The 13,353-nt window shown below is 60.2% G+C and carries 14 protein-coding genes, 1 tRNA gene and 1 pseudogene; 6 read left to right on the plus strand and 10 right to left on the minus strand.

Annotation, left to right across the window (positions count from 1 at the left end; genetic code table 11):
- Window positions 1-5: 5 nt before the first annotated feature.
- Both F0319_RS22465 and F0319_RS03580 read right to left on the minus strand, forming a co-directional pair.
- A complete protein-coding gene (locus F0319_RS22465) occupies window positions 6-128 on the minus strand; it encodes a hypothetical protein (RefSeq protein ID WP_256371422.1) in 123 nt (40 codons plus the stop codon).
- Entirely contained in the window at window positions 125-1,261 is a 1,137-nt protein-coding gene (locus tag F0319_RS03580) for a D-alanyl-lipoteichoic acid biosynthesis protein DltD (RefSeq protein WP_149366358.1), read from the minus strand. Before F0319_RS03580 ends, F0319_RS22465 begins: the two co-directional genes overlap by 4 nt.
- Window positions 1,262-1,538: 277 nt before the next feature.
- Between F0319_RS03580 and F0319_RS03585 the strand changes: the two genes are divergently transcribed.
- Window positions 1,539-1,626 (plus strand) — tRNA-Ser (locus F0319_RS03585).
- Between the two features lie 45 nt (window positions 1,627-1,671).
- Here F0319_RS03585 and F0319_RS03590 read toward each other — a convergent pair.
- From F0319_RS03590 to hpxO, 3 genes are read right to left on the minus strand one after another with little or no spacing between them, the layout of a single operon-like run.
- Window positions 1,672-2,607: a PDR/VanB family oxidoreductase gene (locus F0319_RS03590; protein ID WP_149366297.1), complete on the minus strand. Its 936-nt coding sequence runs from the start codon at window positions 2,605-2,607 to the stop codon at window positions 1,672-1,674.
- 11 nt (window positions 2,608-2,618) lie between these two features.
- On the minus strand, window positions 2,619-3,656 hold the full coding sequence (hpxD, locus tag F0319_RS03595) for a molybdenum cofactor-independent xanthine hydroxylase subunit HpxD (protein WP_188035081.1): 1,038 nt from the start codon (window positions 3,654-3,656) through the stop codon (window positions 2,619-2,621).
- Window positions 3,657-3,670: 14 nt separating this feature from the next.
- Window positions 3,671-4,825, minus strand: coding sequence for an FAD-dependent urate hydroxylase HpxO (hpxO, locus tag F0319_RS03600; RefSeq protein ID WP_149366298.1), 1,155 nt, complete (start codon window positions 4,823-4,825; stop codon window positions 3,671-3,673).
- Window positions 4,826-5,064: 239 nt separating this feature from the next.
- On the opposite strand from hpxO, the gene uraD reads away from it, so the two are divergent.
- Both uraD and uraH read left to right on the plus strand, forming a co-directional pair.
- Window positions 5,065-5,565, plus strand: a complete 501-nt coding sequence (gene uraD, locus F0319_RS03605) for a 2-oxo-4-hydroxy-4-carboxy-5-ureidoimidazoline decarboxylase (RefSeq protein WP_149366299.1) — start codon at window positions 5,065-5,067, stop codon at window positions 5,563-5,565.
- On the plus strand, window positions 5,562-5,885 hold the full coding sequence (gene uraH / locus F0319_RS03610; RefSeq protein ID WP_115874674.1) for a hydroxyisourate hydrolase: 324 nt from the start codon (window positions 5,562-5,564) through the stop codon (window positions 5,883-5,885). Before uraD ends, uraH begins: the two co-directional genes overlap by 4 nt.
- Here uraH and guaD read toward each other — a convergent pair.
- Both guaD and F0319_RS03620 read right to left on the minus strand, forming a co-directional pair.
- Window positions 5,865-7,184, minus strand: a complete 1,320-nt coding sequence (gene guaD, locus F0319_RS03615) for a guanine deaminase (RefSeq protein WP_111964518.1) — start codon at window positions 7,182-7,184, stop codon at window positions 5,865-5,867. The two genes, uraH and guaD, sit on opposite strands and share 21 nt — an antisense overlap.
- 100 nt (window positions 7,185-7,284) lie before the next feature.
- On the minus strand, window positions 7,285-8,781 hold the full coding sequence (locus F0319_RS03620; RefSeq protein WP_111964517.1) for an NCS1 family nucleobase:cation symporter-1: 1,497 nt from the start codon (window positions 8,779-8,781) through the stop codon (window positions 7,285-7,287).
- A 144-nt stretch (window positions 8,782-8,925) separates the two neighbouring features.
- Here F0319_RS03620 and F0319_RS03625 point away from each other — a divergent pair, with 144 nt between their 5' ends.
- The 3 genes and pseudogenes from F0319_RS03625 to puuE all read left to right on the plus strand — a co-directional run bounded on the left by F0319_RS03625 (window position 8,926) and on the right by puuE (window position 11,330).
- The gene (locus tag F0319_RS03625; RefSeq protein WP_111964516.1) at window positions 8,926-9,642 is read left to right on the plus strand and encodes a GntR family transcriptional regulator; all 717 of its coding nucleotides are present in this window, start codon (window positions 8,926-8,928) and stop codon (window positions 9,640-9,642) included.
- Window positions 9,642-10,474, plus strand: a pseudogene (hpxA, locus tag F0319_RS03630) (allantoin racemase). The gene F0319_RS03625 and the pseudogene hpxA overlap by 1 nt, the downstream one beginning before the upstream one ends.
- Window positions 10,431-11,330, plus strand: a complete 900-nt coding sequence (gene puuE, locus F0319_RS03635; protein ID WP_232057393.1) for an allantoinase PuuE — start codon at window positions 10,431-10,433, stop codon at window positions 11,328-11,330. Before hpxA ends, puuE begins: the two are co-directional and overlap by 44 nt.
- Before the next feature lie 48 nt (window positions 11,331-11,378).
- On the opposite strand, the gene hpxZ is transcribed toward puuE, so the two are convergent.
- Genes hpxZ through hpxX form a run of 3 tightly spaced genes read right to left on the minus strand, consistent with a single transcriptional unit; the run spans window position 11,379 to window position 13,344 of the window.
- Entirely contained in the window at window positions 11,379-11,765 is a 387-nt protein-coding gene (gene hpxZ, locus F0319_RS03640; RefSeq protein WP_149366301.1) for an oxalurate catabolism protein HpxZ, read from the minus strand.
- The gene (locus F0319_RS03645; protein ID WP_149366302.1) at window positions 11,762-13,159 is read right to left on the minus strand and encodes an AtzE family amidohydrolase; all 1,398 of its coding nucleotides are present in this window, start codon (window positions 13,157-13,159) and stop codon (window positions 11,762-11,764) included. The genes hpxZ and F0319_RS03645 overlap by 4 nt, the downstream gene beginning before the upstream one ends.
- The gene (gene hpxX, locus F0319_RS03650; protein ID WP_045334723.1) at window positions 13,156-13,344 is read right to left on the minus strand and encodes an oxalurate catabolism protein HpxX; all 189 of its coding nucleotides are present in this window, start codon (window positions 13,342-13,344) and stop codon (window positions 13,156-13,158) included. Before hpxX ends, F0319_RS03645 begins: the two co-directional genes overlap by 4 nt.
- Window positions 13,345-13,353 lie beyond the last annotated feature (9 nt).

The raw sequence follows: 13,353 nt of genomic DNA on the forward strand, positions 1-13,353 counted from the left end.
CGGCCTCAGAATTTTTGATATTCAAAATGCAGCTGCATACTCATGCTGTCATCGACAGAGGTCCACGCGACGACGGTAATCGCCAGCAGGAGATAAAGGAAAAAAAGACGGATCGCAATTTTCATCATTTAAAACTCTGTGCAATAAAGCGAATCATAGGAACCCAGGCCAGTTCGGAAGGGTGCAAACGATCCCAGTTCCAGCCATTCTGATAAGGCATGGCGTACATATCTAAATAGGGGATCTGGTTCTTTTCCAGAATGGTTTTAATTTGCTTATCAACCGGGCGGAAGGTATCGGTGTTGTAAAGCGCCCAGGGGTTAACCGGGTCGACGATAGCAATCACCTGCACGTGATGTTCTTTCAGCAGCTGGACGGTTTTACTGAAAGCGGCGATTTGCGCAGGCACGACCGGCGTGTCGTCCCACTGTTGCCGCGTACCGTCCTCTTCGTAAATCGTTTTGTCCATCCACAGGGTGGCCGCGCTCTGCTGGCGTTTTTTATTTAACTCGCGGGCATTCGCCAGCTCTTTATCCCAGTCAGGGATAATGTGGGTGGCTGGCTGCGGCGGCCAGGTCTGAACCGTCTGGGGCCTAATGTTGAGCAGCGACAGCCAGTCGTTTTTTATCATGGTACAGACGTTCGCAAACTGGAAGCTCAGCTCGTCCCAGATCAGATCGGGATGCCAGCCAAAGACGCGCATTTGGCCAAAGGTTAAATGGCTTATTTCTTTACTATCAATATGCTTTAAATAATTAACCAGCAGCGGGCGCGCCTGCGGATCCTTCACCAGTGGATTAAAAATAGAGCCGGGGAAATTATCGGCATAAATAGCCGGTGGCAGCCCTTTTGAGTAAAAGCTGTCAGGCGCCAGCAGCAAAACAACTTTACTGTTTGCGTTAAGGCTATTTTTAAAGCGTGAGAATAGTAAAAATTGCGTTTCATCATCGACAAACGCATCGCCATACGCCACGACGGGTTTGTGTAATTGCTTATTAAAGTAATTATATACAGCGTAATGTTCATCTTCTGAGGTGGCAACCTCAGACGCGCCAATGAAGAAAATAGCATTCCCTTCTAAGGCATGAGAAATAGTGGCAATTTTTTCCGCCTGTTCTTTAGGCGTACCCGCCATTGATTTAATCAGCGGCTGGAAAGTGAGCGGTGGATCGAAACTCGTCACCAGCGGGTGAACACAGAGAAACAAAATGGCCAGCGTCGCCATCAGGAAATGTAAGCAAAGCGAATTTTTGATTTTCATCATCAACCAGTAACACTGCATGGCAGTAATTTCTAAATCTGTGGCTACTCAGATTTATAACAATTACACAACAAATGACCGTTTATTTTTGTGGCATTCTATACCAGAGAGTTTTAAAACGATGAGTGTTGCTATGTTACGGTATGTACAAGGTCGCGGAGAGTGATGTGAAGTCAGCGTTTGGGTGACTTTTTGCGCAGTCAAACGCCTGTGGGGAAAAATAGAAAAATTCCTGCTTTACAAGGCGCTAATAGATGTTTATAGTGCGCCTCACTTTGGAAGCGTGGCCGAGCGGTTGAAGGCACCGGTCTTGAAAACCGGCGACCCGAAAGGGTTCTAGAGTTCGAATCTCTACGCTTCCGCCAAATTCGAAAACTCTGCGATAGCAATATCGCAGGGTTTTTTTCGTTTTACAGCCCAATCACCAGCTCCCCGGAATGGCTTCGCGAACAGCACAGCGCCACCTGCTGGTTCGTCGCGCTTTTTTCCGCCTCCGACTGCACGCTATCCCGGTGATCCACCACGCCGTCAATCACCGGCGTCAGGCACGCGCCGCAGATCCCCATTTCGCATGACAGCGGAATGTCCACCCCGTTTTCCTGTAATACCTGGGCGATGGTCTTATCCGCAGGCACCGGCCAGCGCTCACCGGTGGAGGCCAGTTTGACCGTGAAAATCTCCCCGGTTTCACCGCCTGCGGCGGGCGCAACGGGTTGAAACGCCTCGCTGTGAAGTTGGGCGTCATCCCATCCCTTTGCAGTGGCGACCTCACACACTTTTTCCATAAATCCTGCCGGTCCGCATATCCAGGCGTGAAGCCCCGCCTCGGGCGCGGGGAGATGCTCTGCCAGCGTTATGCGCGGGCTGGCGGTATGAATGAGGCACTCATCGAACCGGGAGAGTTCACGCGTAAACGCCGCGCTTTCGCGGTTTCTGACGTAATAGTGCAGCGTAAACGGCGTTCCGGTCGCCTTCAGCTGCAGGGCCATCGCGTACAGCGGCGTAATGCCAATGCCCGCCGCCAGCAGCAAAACCCGCTCAGCCTGCTGAAGCGGAAACAGGTTGCGCGGGGCCGATATCATCAGCTTCTGCCCGGGACGCAGCGTCTCGTGAACGTAGCGCGACCCGCCGCGCGAGGCGGTTTCACGCCCCACGCAAATAAGATAGCTCTCGTCCCCACATGCTCCGGTCAGTGAATACTGGCGCACCACGCCGCAGGGCAGGTGGACATCAACGTGCGCGCCGGCCTGCCACGTCGGGAGCGCTTCGCCGTTTTCAGCCACCAGCCTGACGGCGAGGCTTTTGTCGCCCTCACGCCACAGCCCGTCAACAATTACGCTCAGCATATCGGCCTCCGTCATACCAGGAAAAATTCGCCAAAGCCCATCTTCTTCAGCCCCCGACGGTAGGCAATTGAGCTTTTATCTGCGGGAATATGGGCTTCCAGCGTCAGATCCAGCGGCAGGCTTTCCGGGCGCTGGGTTTCGACCATCAGGCGATCCTCTTCAAAAATGCGCAGGTTAAAGGCATGCACATCCTCCACCGGAATATGCAGGTCAAAGTTGCGGGCGATAGGGGCGAACATGCGGGTCACGCGCGACGACACGGGCGACGCGGCGTTCATGATCGCCAGCCGCGATTCACCCGGAAAATGAATCGTCAGGGTAGCGGTAAACGGCAGGTGCATTTCAAAATGGCGCAGCCACTGGAACCCTTCTGGTGCCTGCACGTCCGAACTGGCGGGATAGTTGCTCACGGAGCTCCAGTAATCCGCCACGAAGCCGAACGGCGTCTCCTGCGGCTGATAGGCAGGTACAAGCTGATTATTGGGGTCGGCAAAGGTTTCGGTGTGGATCCACGCAAAGTGCGCCACGTCCAGAAAACCCTCTACCTGACGTCCGGCAAAGCCGTTTACCTCAAACGCCGGGCAGTTAATCTGCTGAAATCCGTCGTCATCCCAGTGCGGCATGGCGGGCAGCGGCGCGGGGTTATCCGGATCAAAGGCCAGGCAGGTCCAGATCAGCCCGTACCGCTCTTCCACGGCGTAGTTAATCAGGTTCAGCTTCGCCGGAACGGGCTGGTCGGGGCTGGAGGGAATACGGTTGCAGCGCCCGTCCTCCCCAAAGCGTAAACCATGATAGGGGCAGATAATCCCGTGCTCATCGTGAAAGCCGAGCGTCAGCGGCACGCCGCGGTGCGGGCAAACGTCACGGGCGACCACAACCTGGTCGTTTATCCGGTAAATCACCAGCTGTTCATCCAGCAGCGTCGCTTTGATCGGCGCCGGACCGACGTCGCAGGCGCGCGCGACCGGATGCCAGCATTTCGCCAGACGCAGCCAGTCCTCTGGCTCAAACGTACAGTGGGCGGGTGGAGTCGGTTCTCTTTTCATCATTATCCCTCTTGCGTTCAGCCTAACGGGCCGCCCTGAATGGTCTCGCACAGACCGTTGATGATGCGCTCTCCGGTCTCTTCGCTAAGCTCCTGATACCAGGCCTGCGTCAGCGCCATGTCTTTCCCGTGGGTGACGTCGCAGCGCTTACGCGCCTTCAGCACCAGGTCGCGCACCCGGTCGCAGCGCAGCGCCTCGTACTGCCGCAGCGCCAGCGTAATATTATGGTTTTCACGCAGGCATTCCCCCAGCACTACGGCATCTTCCATCGCCGCGCAGCCGCCCTGGCCGATATCCGGCGTAGTGCTGTGCGCGGCATCGCCGAGCAGCGCGACGTTGCCGCGCACCAGGCTGTCGAACGGCTCGATATCGTGGATTTCGATGCGGTTGGTCGTTTCAGGATCCAGCGCCGCGATAAGCTTCTGCACCGGCGGCGCCCAGCCGCGGAAGTAGCCAGTGAGATCGGCGCGCAGGGTGGTGCGATCTTCCGCCAGGCCTGCGGGCAGCGGCACGTCAAAAAAGAAGTAGAAGCGTCCGCCGGAGACGGGCATCAGCGACACGCGTTTGCCTTCGCCAACGAACATGGTCCACTGGTGCGCCGGGGCGATCTCTTCGTCAATCTTCACCAGCCCGTTCCAGTTTACGTACCCGGCGTATCGGCGCTCCGGCGTGTATCCCAGCACGTACGGGCGAACCGCCGAGTGGCTGCCGTCGGCGGCAATCAGAAAATCGCCGGTTGCCGTGGTGCCATCGGTGAAGGTGACGTTCACGCCCGCGTCGTCTTCATGGACGTGTTCCACGCGCTTGCCGAACTGCACCCTGTCGCGCCCCCAGAAGTCCAGCATTTCGCGCTGGAGTTCAGCGCGCGAGACGGGGCAGGGACGCCCGCCGGTACGCTCAACCAGCGGGGCAAGGCTAAAGCGGGTCAGGGTATCGCCGCGCCGGTAATCCTTGTAGGCCATAAAACGCATCGGCCCGCCATAGGTCTCGATGATGTCGCCCATGCCGAGGTGCTGCATGCATTTCACGCCGTTAGGCCAGATGGAGATGGCCGCCCCGACGGGCCTGATCTCCTTTACGGCTTCAAACACGGTACAGTCGATGCCCGCTTTCTTCAGCGCCACGGCGGCGCTCAGGCCGCCAATGCCCGCGCCAATCACGATTGCTTTCATGCTTCTCTCCTTTTGCAGGGTGTAAAGACATTCAGCAATTTGCGTACCAGGCTGCAGCATGGCGAAAACGGCGTTGTAAGGGAGACGTTTGCACTGCTAAGGTGCGTAAACGCGGTGAGCGTGCCTTTTTATGAATCAAAAATTTCCAGTTGAGCTATACGGAATCGACTGTTTCACGCCCGCGTTCAGGGTGGCGTGGTTTGTGCAATAGCCTGGAGAAGGATAATAAAGGAGACACTATGATCGCACTGCACGACTTCAATCAGCTTCCTGAGAAAGATGCTCTTACGCTGCTTCTGCCCTGCGTGGCGATACCCGGCTGGGCCGACGCGCTGGCTCTGGGGCGGCCATACGCCAGCCGGGACGAATTACTCAGTACGGCAAACGCGCTGACGCAAAACTGGGACGAAGCGGAGCTGGCGCAGGCCCTGAGCGCCCATCCGCGCATCGGGGAAAAGTCCGCGGGTTCAGCGGCGGAGGCGGCGCTGTCGCGTCAGGAGCAGGGCGCTGTGAACGATCGCGATGGTGCTCTTGCCCAGGCGCTGCGCGAGGGCAACGCCCGCTACGAGGCCCGCTTCGGACGCGTGTTTCTGATCCGCGCGAAGGGCCGCAGCGGCGAGGAGATATTGCGGGCCCTGCACGCGCGGCTGGAGAACAGCGACGCGCAGGAAGTCCGTGCCGCGCTGGAACAGCTGCGGGAAATTACGCTGCTTCGGCTGGAAGGAGTTATTAGCGAATGAGCACACTCAGCACCCATATTCTCGATATCTCAACGGGCAAGCCCGCGGAGGGCGTAACGGTTCATCTGCAACAGGACGGGAAGACGCTGGCCACGGGCGTGACCAACGCCCAGGGGCGCATCGCCGCGTTCGTTGCCTCTCTGCCCGCGGGCCGCTATCGGCTGGTGGCGGAGATCGGGGCGTGGTTTAGCGATACCGGCCGGGAGACAATCTACCCCTGTGCGCAAATTGATTTTGTGACGGGAGAAACGGCAGACGAGCATTTCCATCTGCCGTTTGTGATTGCCCCCGGCGGGTGGTCAACCTACCGGGGCAGTTGACCACACCCGCTCGCCGTTGACCCAGGTCTCGCTGATGTTGCGCTCGTCTCCGAGGGTCATCAGCACAAAAAGCTGCTCGTAGATATCCTGACAGCGGCGATTGCGCAGGCGCTGCAGCGGCGTCACGTCGGGATCGATGACCACAAAATCAGCCTCTTTGCCGGGTGTGAAGTTGCCAATCTTATCGTCCAGCCGGAGGGCGTGCGCGCCGCCCAGCGTGGCGTGGTAAAACGCCTCGCTGGCGCGCAGGCGGTAGCTTTGAAGCTGGCCGACCTTGTAGGCTTCCCCCAGCGTGCGCAGCATGCTGAAGGTCGTGCCCGCCCCAACGTCGGTGCCGATGCCCATCCGCACCCTGTGCTGCCAGCAGGCGGGGAGGCGAAACAGCCCGCTGCCGAGAAACAGGTTAGAGGTGGGGCAAAACGCCACCGCCGAGCCGGTGTCATGCAGGCACTGCCACTCGCTGTGGTGCAGATGGATCGCGTGGGCAAACACGCTGCGCTCGCCGGTCAGGCCGTAGTGGTGATACACGTCCAGATAGCGCTCGTGCTCCGGCCAGAGGTCGCTTACCCAGGCCACTTCGTTGGGGTTTTCGCTCAGATGGGTCTGCAGCCAGGTGTCCGGGAACTCCTCTCTGAGCAGGCTGACCGCCGCAAGCAGCTCGGGGGATGACGTCGGGGCAAAGCGCGGCGTAATGGCATAGCCCAGCCGTCCCCGATGGTGCCAGCGCTGGATTAGCGCCCGCGTCTGCCGGTAGCTCTGCTTCGCGTCTTCGCTCAGGTAGTCCGGCGCGTGTCTGTCCATCATCACCTTTCCGGCGATAAGGCGCATGTTGAGGCGCAGGGCCTCGGTAAACAGCGCTTCGACCGATTCCGGATGCAGCGTGCAAAACACCAGCGCGGTGGTGGTGCCGTTGCTAACCAGTTGCTGTATGAAAAATTCGGCGATCTCTTTCGCGTAGGCCTCATCGGCAAACTGGCTCTCCACCGGGAAGGTGTAGGTGGTCAGCCACTCCAGCAGCTGTTCGCCAAAGGCGCCGATCATCTCCGTTTGCGGGTAATGGACGTGGGTGTCGACAAAACCGGGCAGCAGCAGCCTGCCGCGCAGGTCGGTATAGCCTTTGTGCGGGTCAAGATACTGCTCGCCCTCCTGCCACGGCATCTGCGCCAGAATTTTTCCGCTCTGTATAAACAGCAGCCCGTCCTCAAGGTAGCGCGCGTGTTGAGCAATGGCGTCTGCGCTGTCGCAGACCCGGGCAATATCAAAAAATGCACCGCGTATCGCAGTCTGGTATTCCATCATGGTTCCTGCCTTCGTGTTTGCGTAGCGGGGGTGAGAAGGCTCAGCAAGAACGGTGCCAGAATGAAAGGGCCGCAGATAAGCTGCGGCCGGAGGACGAGGGTTACTCTTTTTGCGTTGCCACGCGGGAGCTGAACGACGTCGCGCCCGCCGTCTCACGATCTTCCCGCGCCAGCCAGCGGTAGGTCACGCCGCCGAGGAAGACGCCGATAAACCAGCTGAAGTTCGCCACCTCATGCAGGGCCGGGATAAAGCTAATCACCAGGCCCACGGCAACGGATGGGATCAGCGCGCCAATAGCTTTCGGGTTAAAGCCGTTGCGGTACCAGTATTTACCCTTTGGCGTGTCGTCGAACAGATCGTCAACCGACACCTTGCCGCGCTTAATCAGGTAGAAGTCGGCAATCAGAATGCCGAACAGCGGGCCGATGAACGCCCCGAGCACGTCCAGGGTGTAGTGGATAAGCTCCGGCGAGTTGAACAGGTTCCACGGGGTGAGCAGGATCGAGCCGACGGCGGCAATCATGCCCCCTGTGCGGAAGCTGATTTTCTGCGGCGAGCAGTTAGAGAAATCAAACGCCGGGGAGACGAAGTTTGCCACGATGTTGATCCCGATGGTGGCGGTGATCATCGTCAGCAGGCCAATCGCCACGGCCAGATCGTTGCCCACGCGGCTGACGGTCTCAATCGGGTCAGTGATCATGCGGCCAAACAGCGACTGGGTGCCGGAGACAATCACTACGGTGACGATGGAGAACAGCAGGAAGTTAAACGGCAGGCCCCAGCGGTTGCCGCGGCGGATCTCGCCCATGCTTTTGCCGTAGCGGGAGAAGTCGCCAAAGTTGAGCAGCGGGCCGGAGAAGTAGGAGACCACCAGCGCGGTCGCGGTGATCATCTGCCAGGTCTGCTCGCCCGCGCTCAGGGATTTGCTGGCGAGGGTAAAGGAGATCCCGTCAAAACCGGTCTTGTATACAATCCAGCCTGCGAGGGCAAGCATCACCACGTAGACCGCCGGACCGGCGATATCAATAAAGCGCTTGATGGCGCTCATGCCGTGCCAGAAGACCATCGCCTGCAGGACCCACATAATAGCGAAGCAGATCCAGCCCAGATGAGACAGGCCCAGGAACGCGCCGGCGGTGAGCGAAGAGAGCGATGGCCAGAACTTCAGCGCCACCAGCATCAGGGCGTTGGCGGCAAGATAGGTCTGGATGCCGTACCACGCGAAGGCAATCAGCCCGCGGATCACCGCCGGAATATTGGCTCCGAAGACGCCGAACGCCTGACGGCTGATCACCGCATAGGGCACGCCAGCCATCTGGCTTGGTTTGGCCACCAGGTTGGCGCACAGCTGCACGATGCAAATCCCCACCAGCAGGCAGAGCAGCACCTGCCAGCTTGCCAGCCCGAGCGTAAAGAAGCTCGCGGCGACAACATAACCCCCCATGCTGTGAACGTCCGACATCCAGAACGAAAAGATGTTGTACCAGCTCCAGTTCTGGTCACGCGTCGGTGCCAGATCCTCATTGCAAAGACGTGGGCTGTAAACCGCACCGGAATCAGCGGCCGTACCTTGCTGTGCGTTTTGACTGTTTGGCATGAAACCTGCTCCTGTGAATGAAAACCCGTTAAGCGGGAGTGCAAACGGTGTTGCAGGATCCAGGCCAAAATAATAAATCTTGTATGCAATATTTTATTTTTATGTATACGATTCGATAACGAAGAGTAAAAGACGGAGTGGTGAATGAACAACATAAACGCCCTGCAGACCGCGCCAGACCTGCATGACAAAGACGAATCGATCTTTCAGGCGCTGATGACCGCGATTGTCGAACATCAGCTGCTGCCGGGGAGCAAATTGCCGGAAGAGGCGCTGGCCGAGGTGTTTGGCGTAAGCCGCACGGGCATCCGCAAGGTGCTTCAACGACTCGCCGCTGTGCAAATGGTCACCCTGACGCCCAAGCGTGGTGCACACGTCGCCAGTCCGACGGTGGAAGAGGCGCGACACATCTTTCGCACCCGCGCGCTGCTGGAGGTCGCTAACCTTCCGGACGTGCTGGCGCACTGCCAGCCGCCGCACCTTGCCGCGCTGGAGACCATTATTCGCCAGGAGCAGCAGGCGCACGAGGCCTATGACGGCCCGGCGGCGATTCGCCACTCCGCCAATTTCCACATTCAGCTGCAGGCCATCTCCGGCAACCAGGTGCTCACTGAGATGGTGACCAGCCTGAGCCAGCGTTCTTCGCTGGTGATTGCCACCTGGGGCGCGCCGTGGCGTCAGGGCTGCCGCTGCAACGATCACGAACAGCTTGTGGATCTGCTGCGCCAGAAGGCGCTTGAGCCATTAAGCGATGCCCTCATGCACCATTTTGAACATATCGTCGCCAGCCTCTGCTTCGAGCGGGCGGGCGAGTGCCTGCCTGATTTTGCCCGGCTGTTTGCCGGCCACAAGGAGTCGTAATGTCTGTCTGTATACAAGTGATCAACCCCAACACCAGCCTCGCCATGACGGAAACCATCGGCGCGGCGGCGCGCGCGGTGGCGGCGCCGGGGACGGAGATCCTCGCAGTCTGCCCGAGCGCGGGCGTGCCGTCTATAGAAGGCCACTTTGATGAGGCCATCGCCGCCGTCGGTGTCCTGGAACAGATCAAAAAAGGCAGGGAACAGGGCGTGTCGGGTCACGTGATTGCCTGCTTTGGCGATCCGGGCCTGCTGGCGGCGCGCGAGCTGGCCCAGGGGCCGGTTATCGGCATTGCCGAAGCCGCGATGCACATGGCGACGCTGGTGGCGACGCGTTTTTCGGTGGTTACCACGCTGCCGCGCACGCTGATTATTGCCCGTCATCTGTTGCACCAGTATGGCTTTCAGGACCATTGCGCGGCGCTGCACGCCATCGACCTTCCGGTGCTCGCGCTGGAGGATGGCAGCGGTCTGGCGCAGGAAAAAGTGCGCGCGCGCTGTATACAGGCGCTGAAAGAGGATGGCTGTGGCGCCATCGTGCTGGGCTGCGGCGGCATGGCAACGCTGGCGCAGGAGCTGACCCGCGAGCTGCGCGTGCCGGTGATAGACGGCGTCAGCGCGGCGGTGAAGATGGTGGAATCGCTGGTGGCGCTGGGGCTGTCGACCAGCAAGCACGGGGATCTGGCATTCCCGGAGAACAAACCGTTAAGCGGGCATTTTCAGGCATTGAATCCATTTTAATTTTTGGGGGTGGCAATGGGGCTTTTTGAACAGGATTATCCGCGGGATCTGCGCGGCTACGCGGGCAACCCGCCGCACGCGCGGTGGCCTAATCAGGCGCGCATCGCCGTGCAGTTTGTGCTCAACTATGAGGAAGGGGCGGAAAACCACGTTCTGCACGGCGATGCCGGATCCGAGCAGTTCCTGTCGGACATTATCGGCGCGGCCAGCTACCCGGATAAGCACATGTCGATGGACTCCCTCTACGAATACGGCAGCCGCGCCGGGTTCTGGAGGATCCACAATGAATTTCAAAAGCGCGGCCTGCCGCTAACGGTCTTTGGCGTGGCGATGGCGCTGGCGCGTCACCCGGAGATCGTTGAGGCGATCAAAGCCGCAGATTACGACGTGGTCAGCCACGGCTGGCGCTGGATCCATTATCAAAACATGGACATCAGCCAGGAGCGCGAACACCTGCATAAGGCGGTGCACGTTCTGACCGACCTGTTCGGCAAGCCGCCAGCGGGCTGGTACACCGGGCGCGACAGCCCCAACACGCGCCAGCTGGTGGTGGAGCACGGTGGTTTTGACTACGACAGCGACTACTACGGCGACGATTTGCCCTTCTGGACGGAAGTAGCCTGCAGCGACGGCACCCGCAAGCCGCACCTGATTGTGCCGTATACGCTGGATGCGAACGACATGCGCTTCGCGACCGCGCAGGGGTTTAACACGGCCGAGCAGTTCTATACCTACCTGAAGGACAGTTTTGACGTGCTGTACGAAGAGGGAGAAAGCGCGCCGAAGATGATGTCCATCGGCATGCACTGTCGCCTGCTGGGGAGACCGGGGCGTTTTCGCGCGCTGCAGAAGTTCCTGGATTATGTGCAGCAGCACGAGCGGGTATGGGTCTGTACCCGCCAGCAGATTGCCGACCACTGGCGGGAGGTGCATCCGTTTCAGAAATAACTGAGCCGTCTTTAGCCGGGTGGCGGCTGCGCCTTACCCGGCCTACGACTACGACATCAAACTCACCTGCGCCGCCACGATCCGCCACCCGTAGGCAAACCGTACCCACGTCTGCTGCTGGCGGCCAATGCGTTCCGTCCCCGCGCGGGTAAACTCGGTGCTGCACACGGCATAATCCTCCCCGAAGGTGGTAATCACTGTGTGGCGCAGCGTCCGCTGCAATCCGGCGGACGGGCGCGCCGCCCGAAAGGCGCGGATTTCATCAATCCCGTACAGGTTTTCACCCGCTCCGAGACGCACCGTGCTTTTGTCGTGCCAGAACAGCTCGTCCAGCACCGCAACGTTGTTGCTCACCAGCGCGTCCTCATAGCGGTAAAACGCGGCGGTCACCTCGGCAACCACCCACGGGAGGTTAATGTCATCGTGATTCATCATGCTGCTATCTCCGCCGGGCGGGCATCGGTGATGCCGTTCTCTTCCAGAACCCGCGCGACGCGCAGGCAGGCCTGCTCGTTAAACGGCGCGGCAATCAGCTGCAGGCCGATGGGCGCACCCTGCGCGGTGCGCAGGGGAACGGTGGTCACGGGCAGGCCCAAAAACGAAATTGGCTGGGTCAGCATCCCCATGCTGGCGCGAATGGGCAGCGGCTGGCCGTTAATCTCCATGGTCTGCTCACCCGCCAGCGTGGCGCTGCGCGGAGTGGCCGGGGCGATCAGCACGTCGGCCTGCGCGAACAGGGTTTTGAACGCCTGCCGGGCGTGAGCGCGAAACCGCTGGGCCTGAATATACCAGGCTGAGGGGATCATCGCCCCGGCGAGCAGCCGTTCGCGAGAGTGCGGCTCAAAACGCGCCGGTTCATGGCGAAGCGCGGGCAGGTATTGATTTCCCCCTTCGGAGGCGCTGATGATAAACGCCGCCGAACGCGCCAGCTCGGCGTCAGGGAACTGCAGCTCATCCTGCACGTCGAGCGCCTTCGCCACCCGCGCCACGGCGGCTCTGGCGTCTGCGTCGCACCAGGTGGTGAAATAGCCGCCGAGCACCGCGCAGCGCAGGCCATCAAGCCCACGATCGAGCAGGGGGCGCGTCTGTTCCCGGGAGCACTCGGCCTGAAAACCGTCGCTGGTATCCCGTCCCTGCAGCGCATCATACACGGACGCCAGGTCGCACACGCGGCGGGCGAAGGGGCCGATATGATCCAGGCTCGCGACAAACGGATGGCTGCCGGATCGCGACAGGCGGCCAAAGGTGGGCTTCAGGCCATAGATACCGCACAGGGAGGCCGGAACGCGAATCGAGCCGTTGGTGTCGGTGCCGAGCGAAAAGTGCACCAGCCCGGCGGCCACCGCGGCGGCTGAACCGCCGGACGACCCGCCCGCAATGCGCGTCAGGTCGTGCGGGTTACGCGTCGTGCCGTAGTGGCTGTTCTCGGTGGTAAAACCGTAGGCGTAGGCGTCCATATTGACCATCCCGGTCAGCAGCCCGCCCGCGCTGCGCAGCTGGCGCACCGCAAAACTGTCAGCGGCGGCGGCAGGGCGCTGGCTGAACAATTCGGCTCCGGCGAGGGTGGTGTGACCGGCAACGTCGAACAGATTTTTTACCGCGTAGGGCACGCCCGCCAGCGGCGGCAGGGGGCGCTTTTCCCGTCGCAGGGTATCGATATTGTCGGCCTCGGCGAGCATGCGTGCTTCCGTCACGGCGGTCCAGGCGCCGATCTGCGGGTTAACGCGCGCAATCCCCTCCAGCGTCTGTCGGGCGATCTCGCGAGCGCTCAGCTCCCCAGCGCTTAGCGCCTGCTGGATCGCGCTGATACTCATCTCGTGTAGCGTCATGCTTTATAAACTCCTGCAATCTCCAGACGGTCGTCGAGCGGCAGCGCCATCAGCGGGGCGGCCATGGTGGCTATGCGGCTGAACTGCAGCTGCAGCTCGGCGCGGCGGGCGTCATCCAGCGTCACGCCGAGTACAGTTTCCATTTGCGCCAGGTATGCCTGCCAGTCGGGTTGGTGTGTCGTCATTTTTTTTCT

It is taken from the genome of Enterobacter vonholyi, from assembly GCF_008364555.1.
GTDB classification, from domain to species: domain Bacteria; phylum Pseudomonadota; class Gammaproteobacteria; order Enterobacterales; family Enterobacteriaceae; genus Enterobacter; species Enterobacter vonholyi.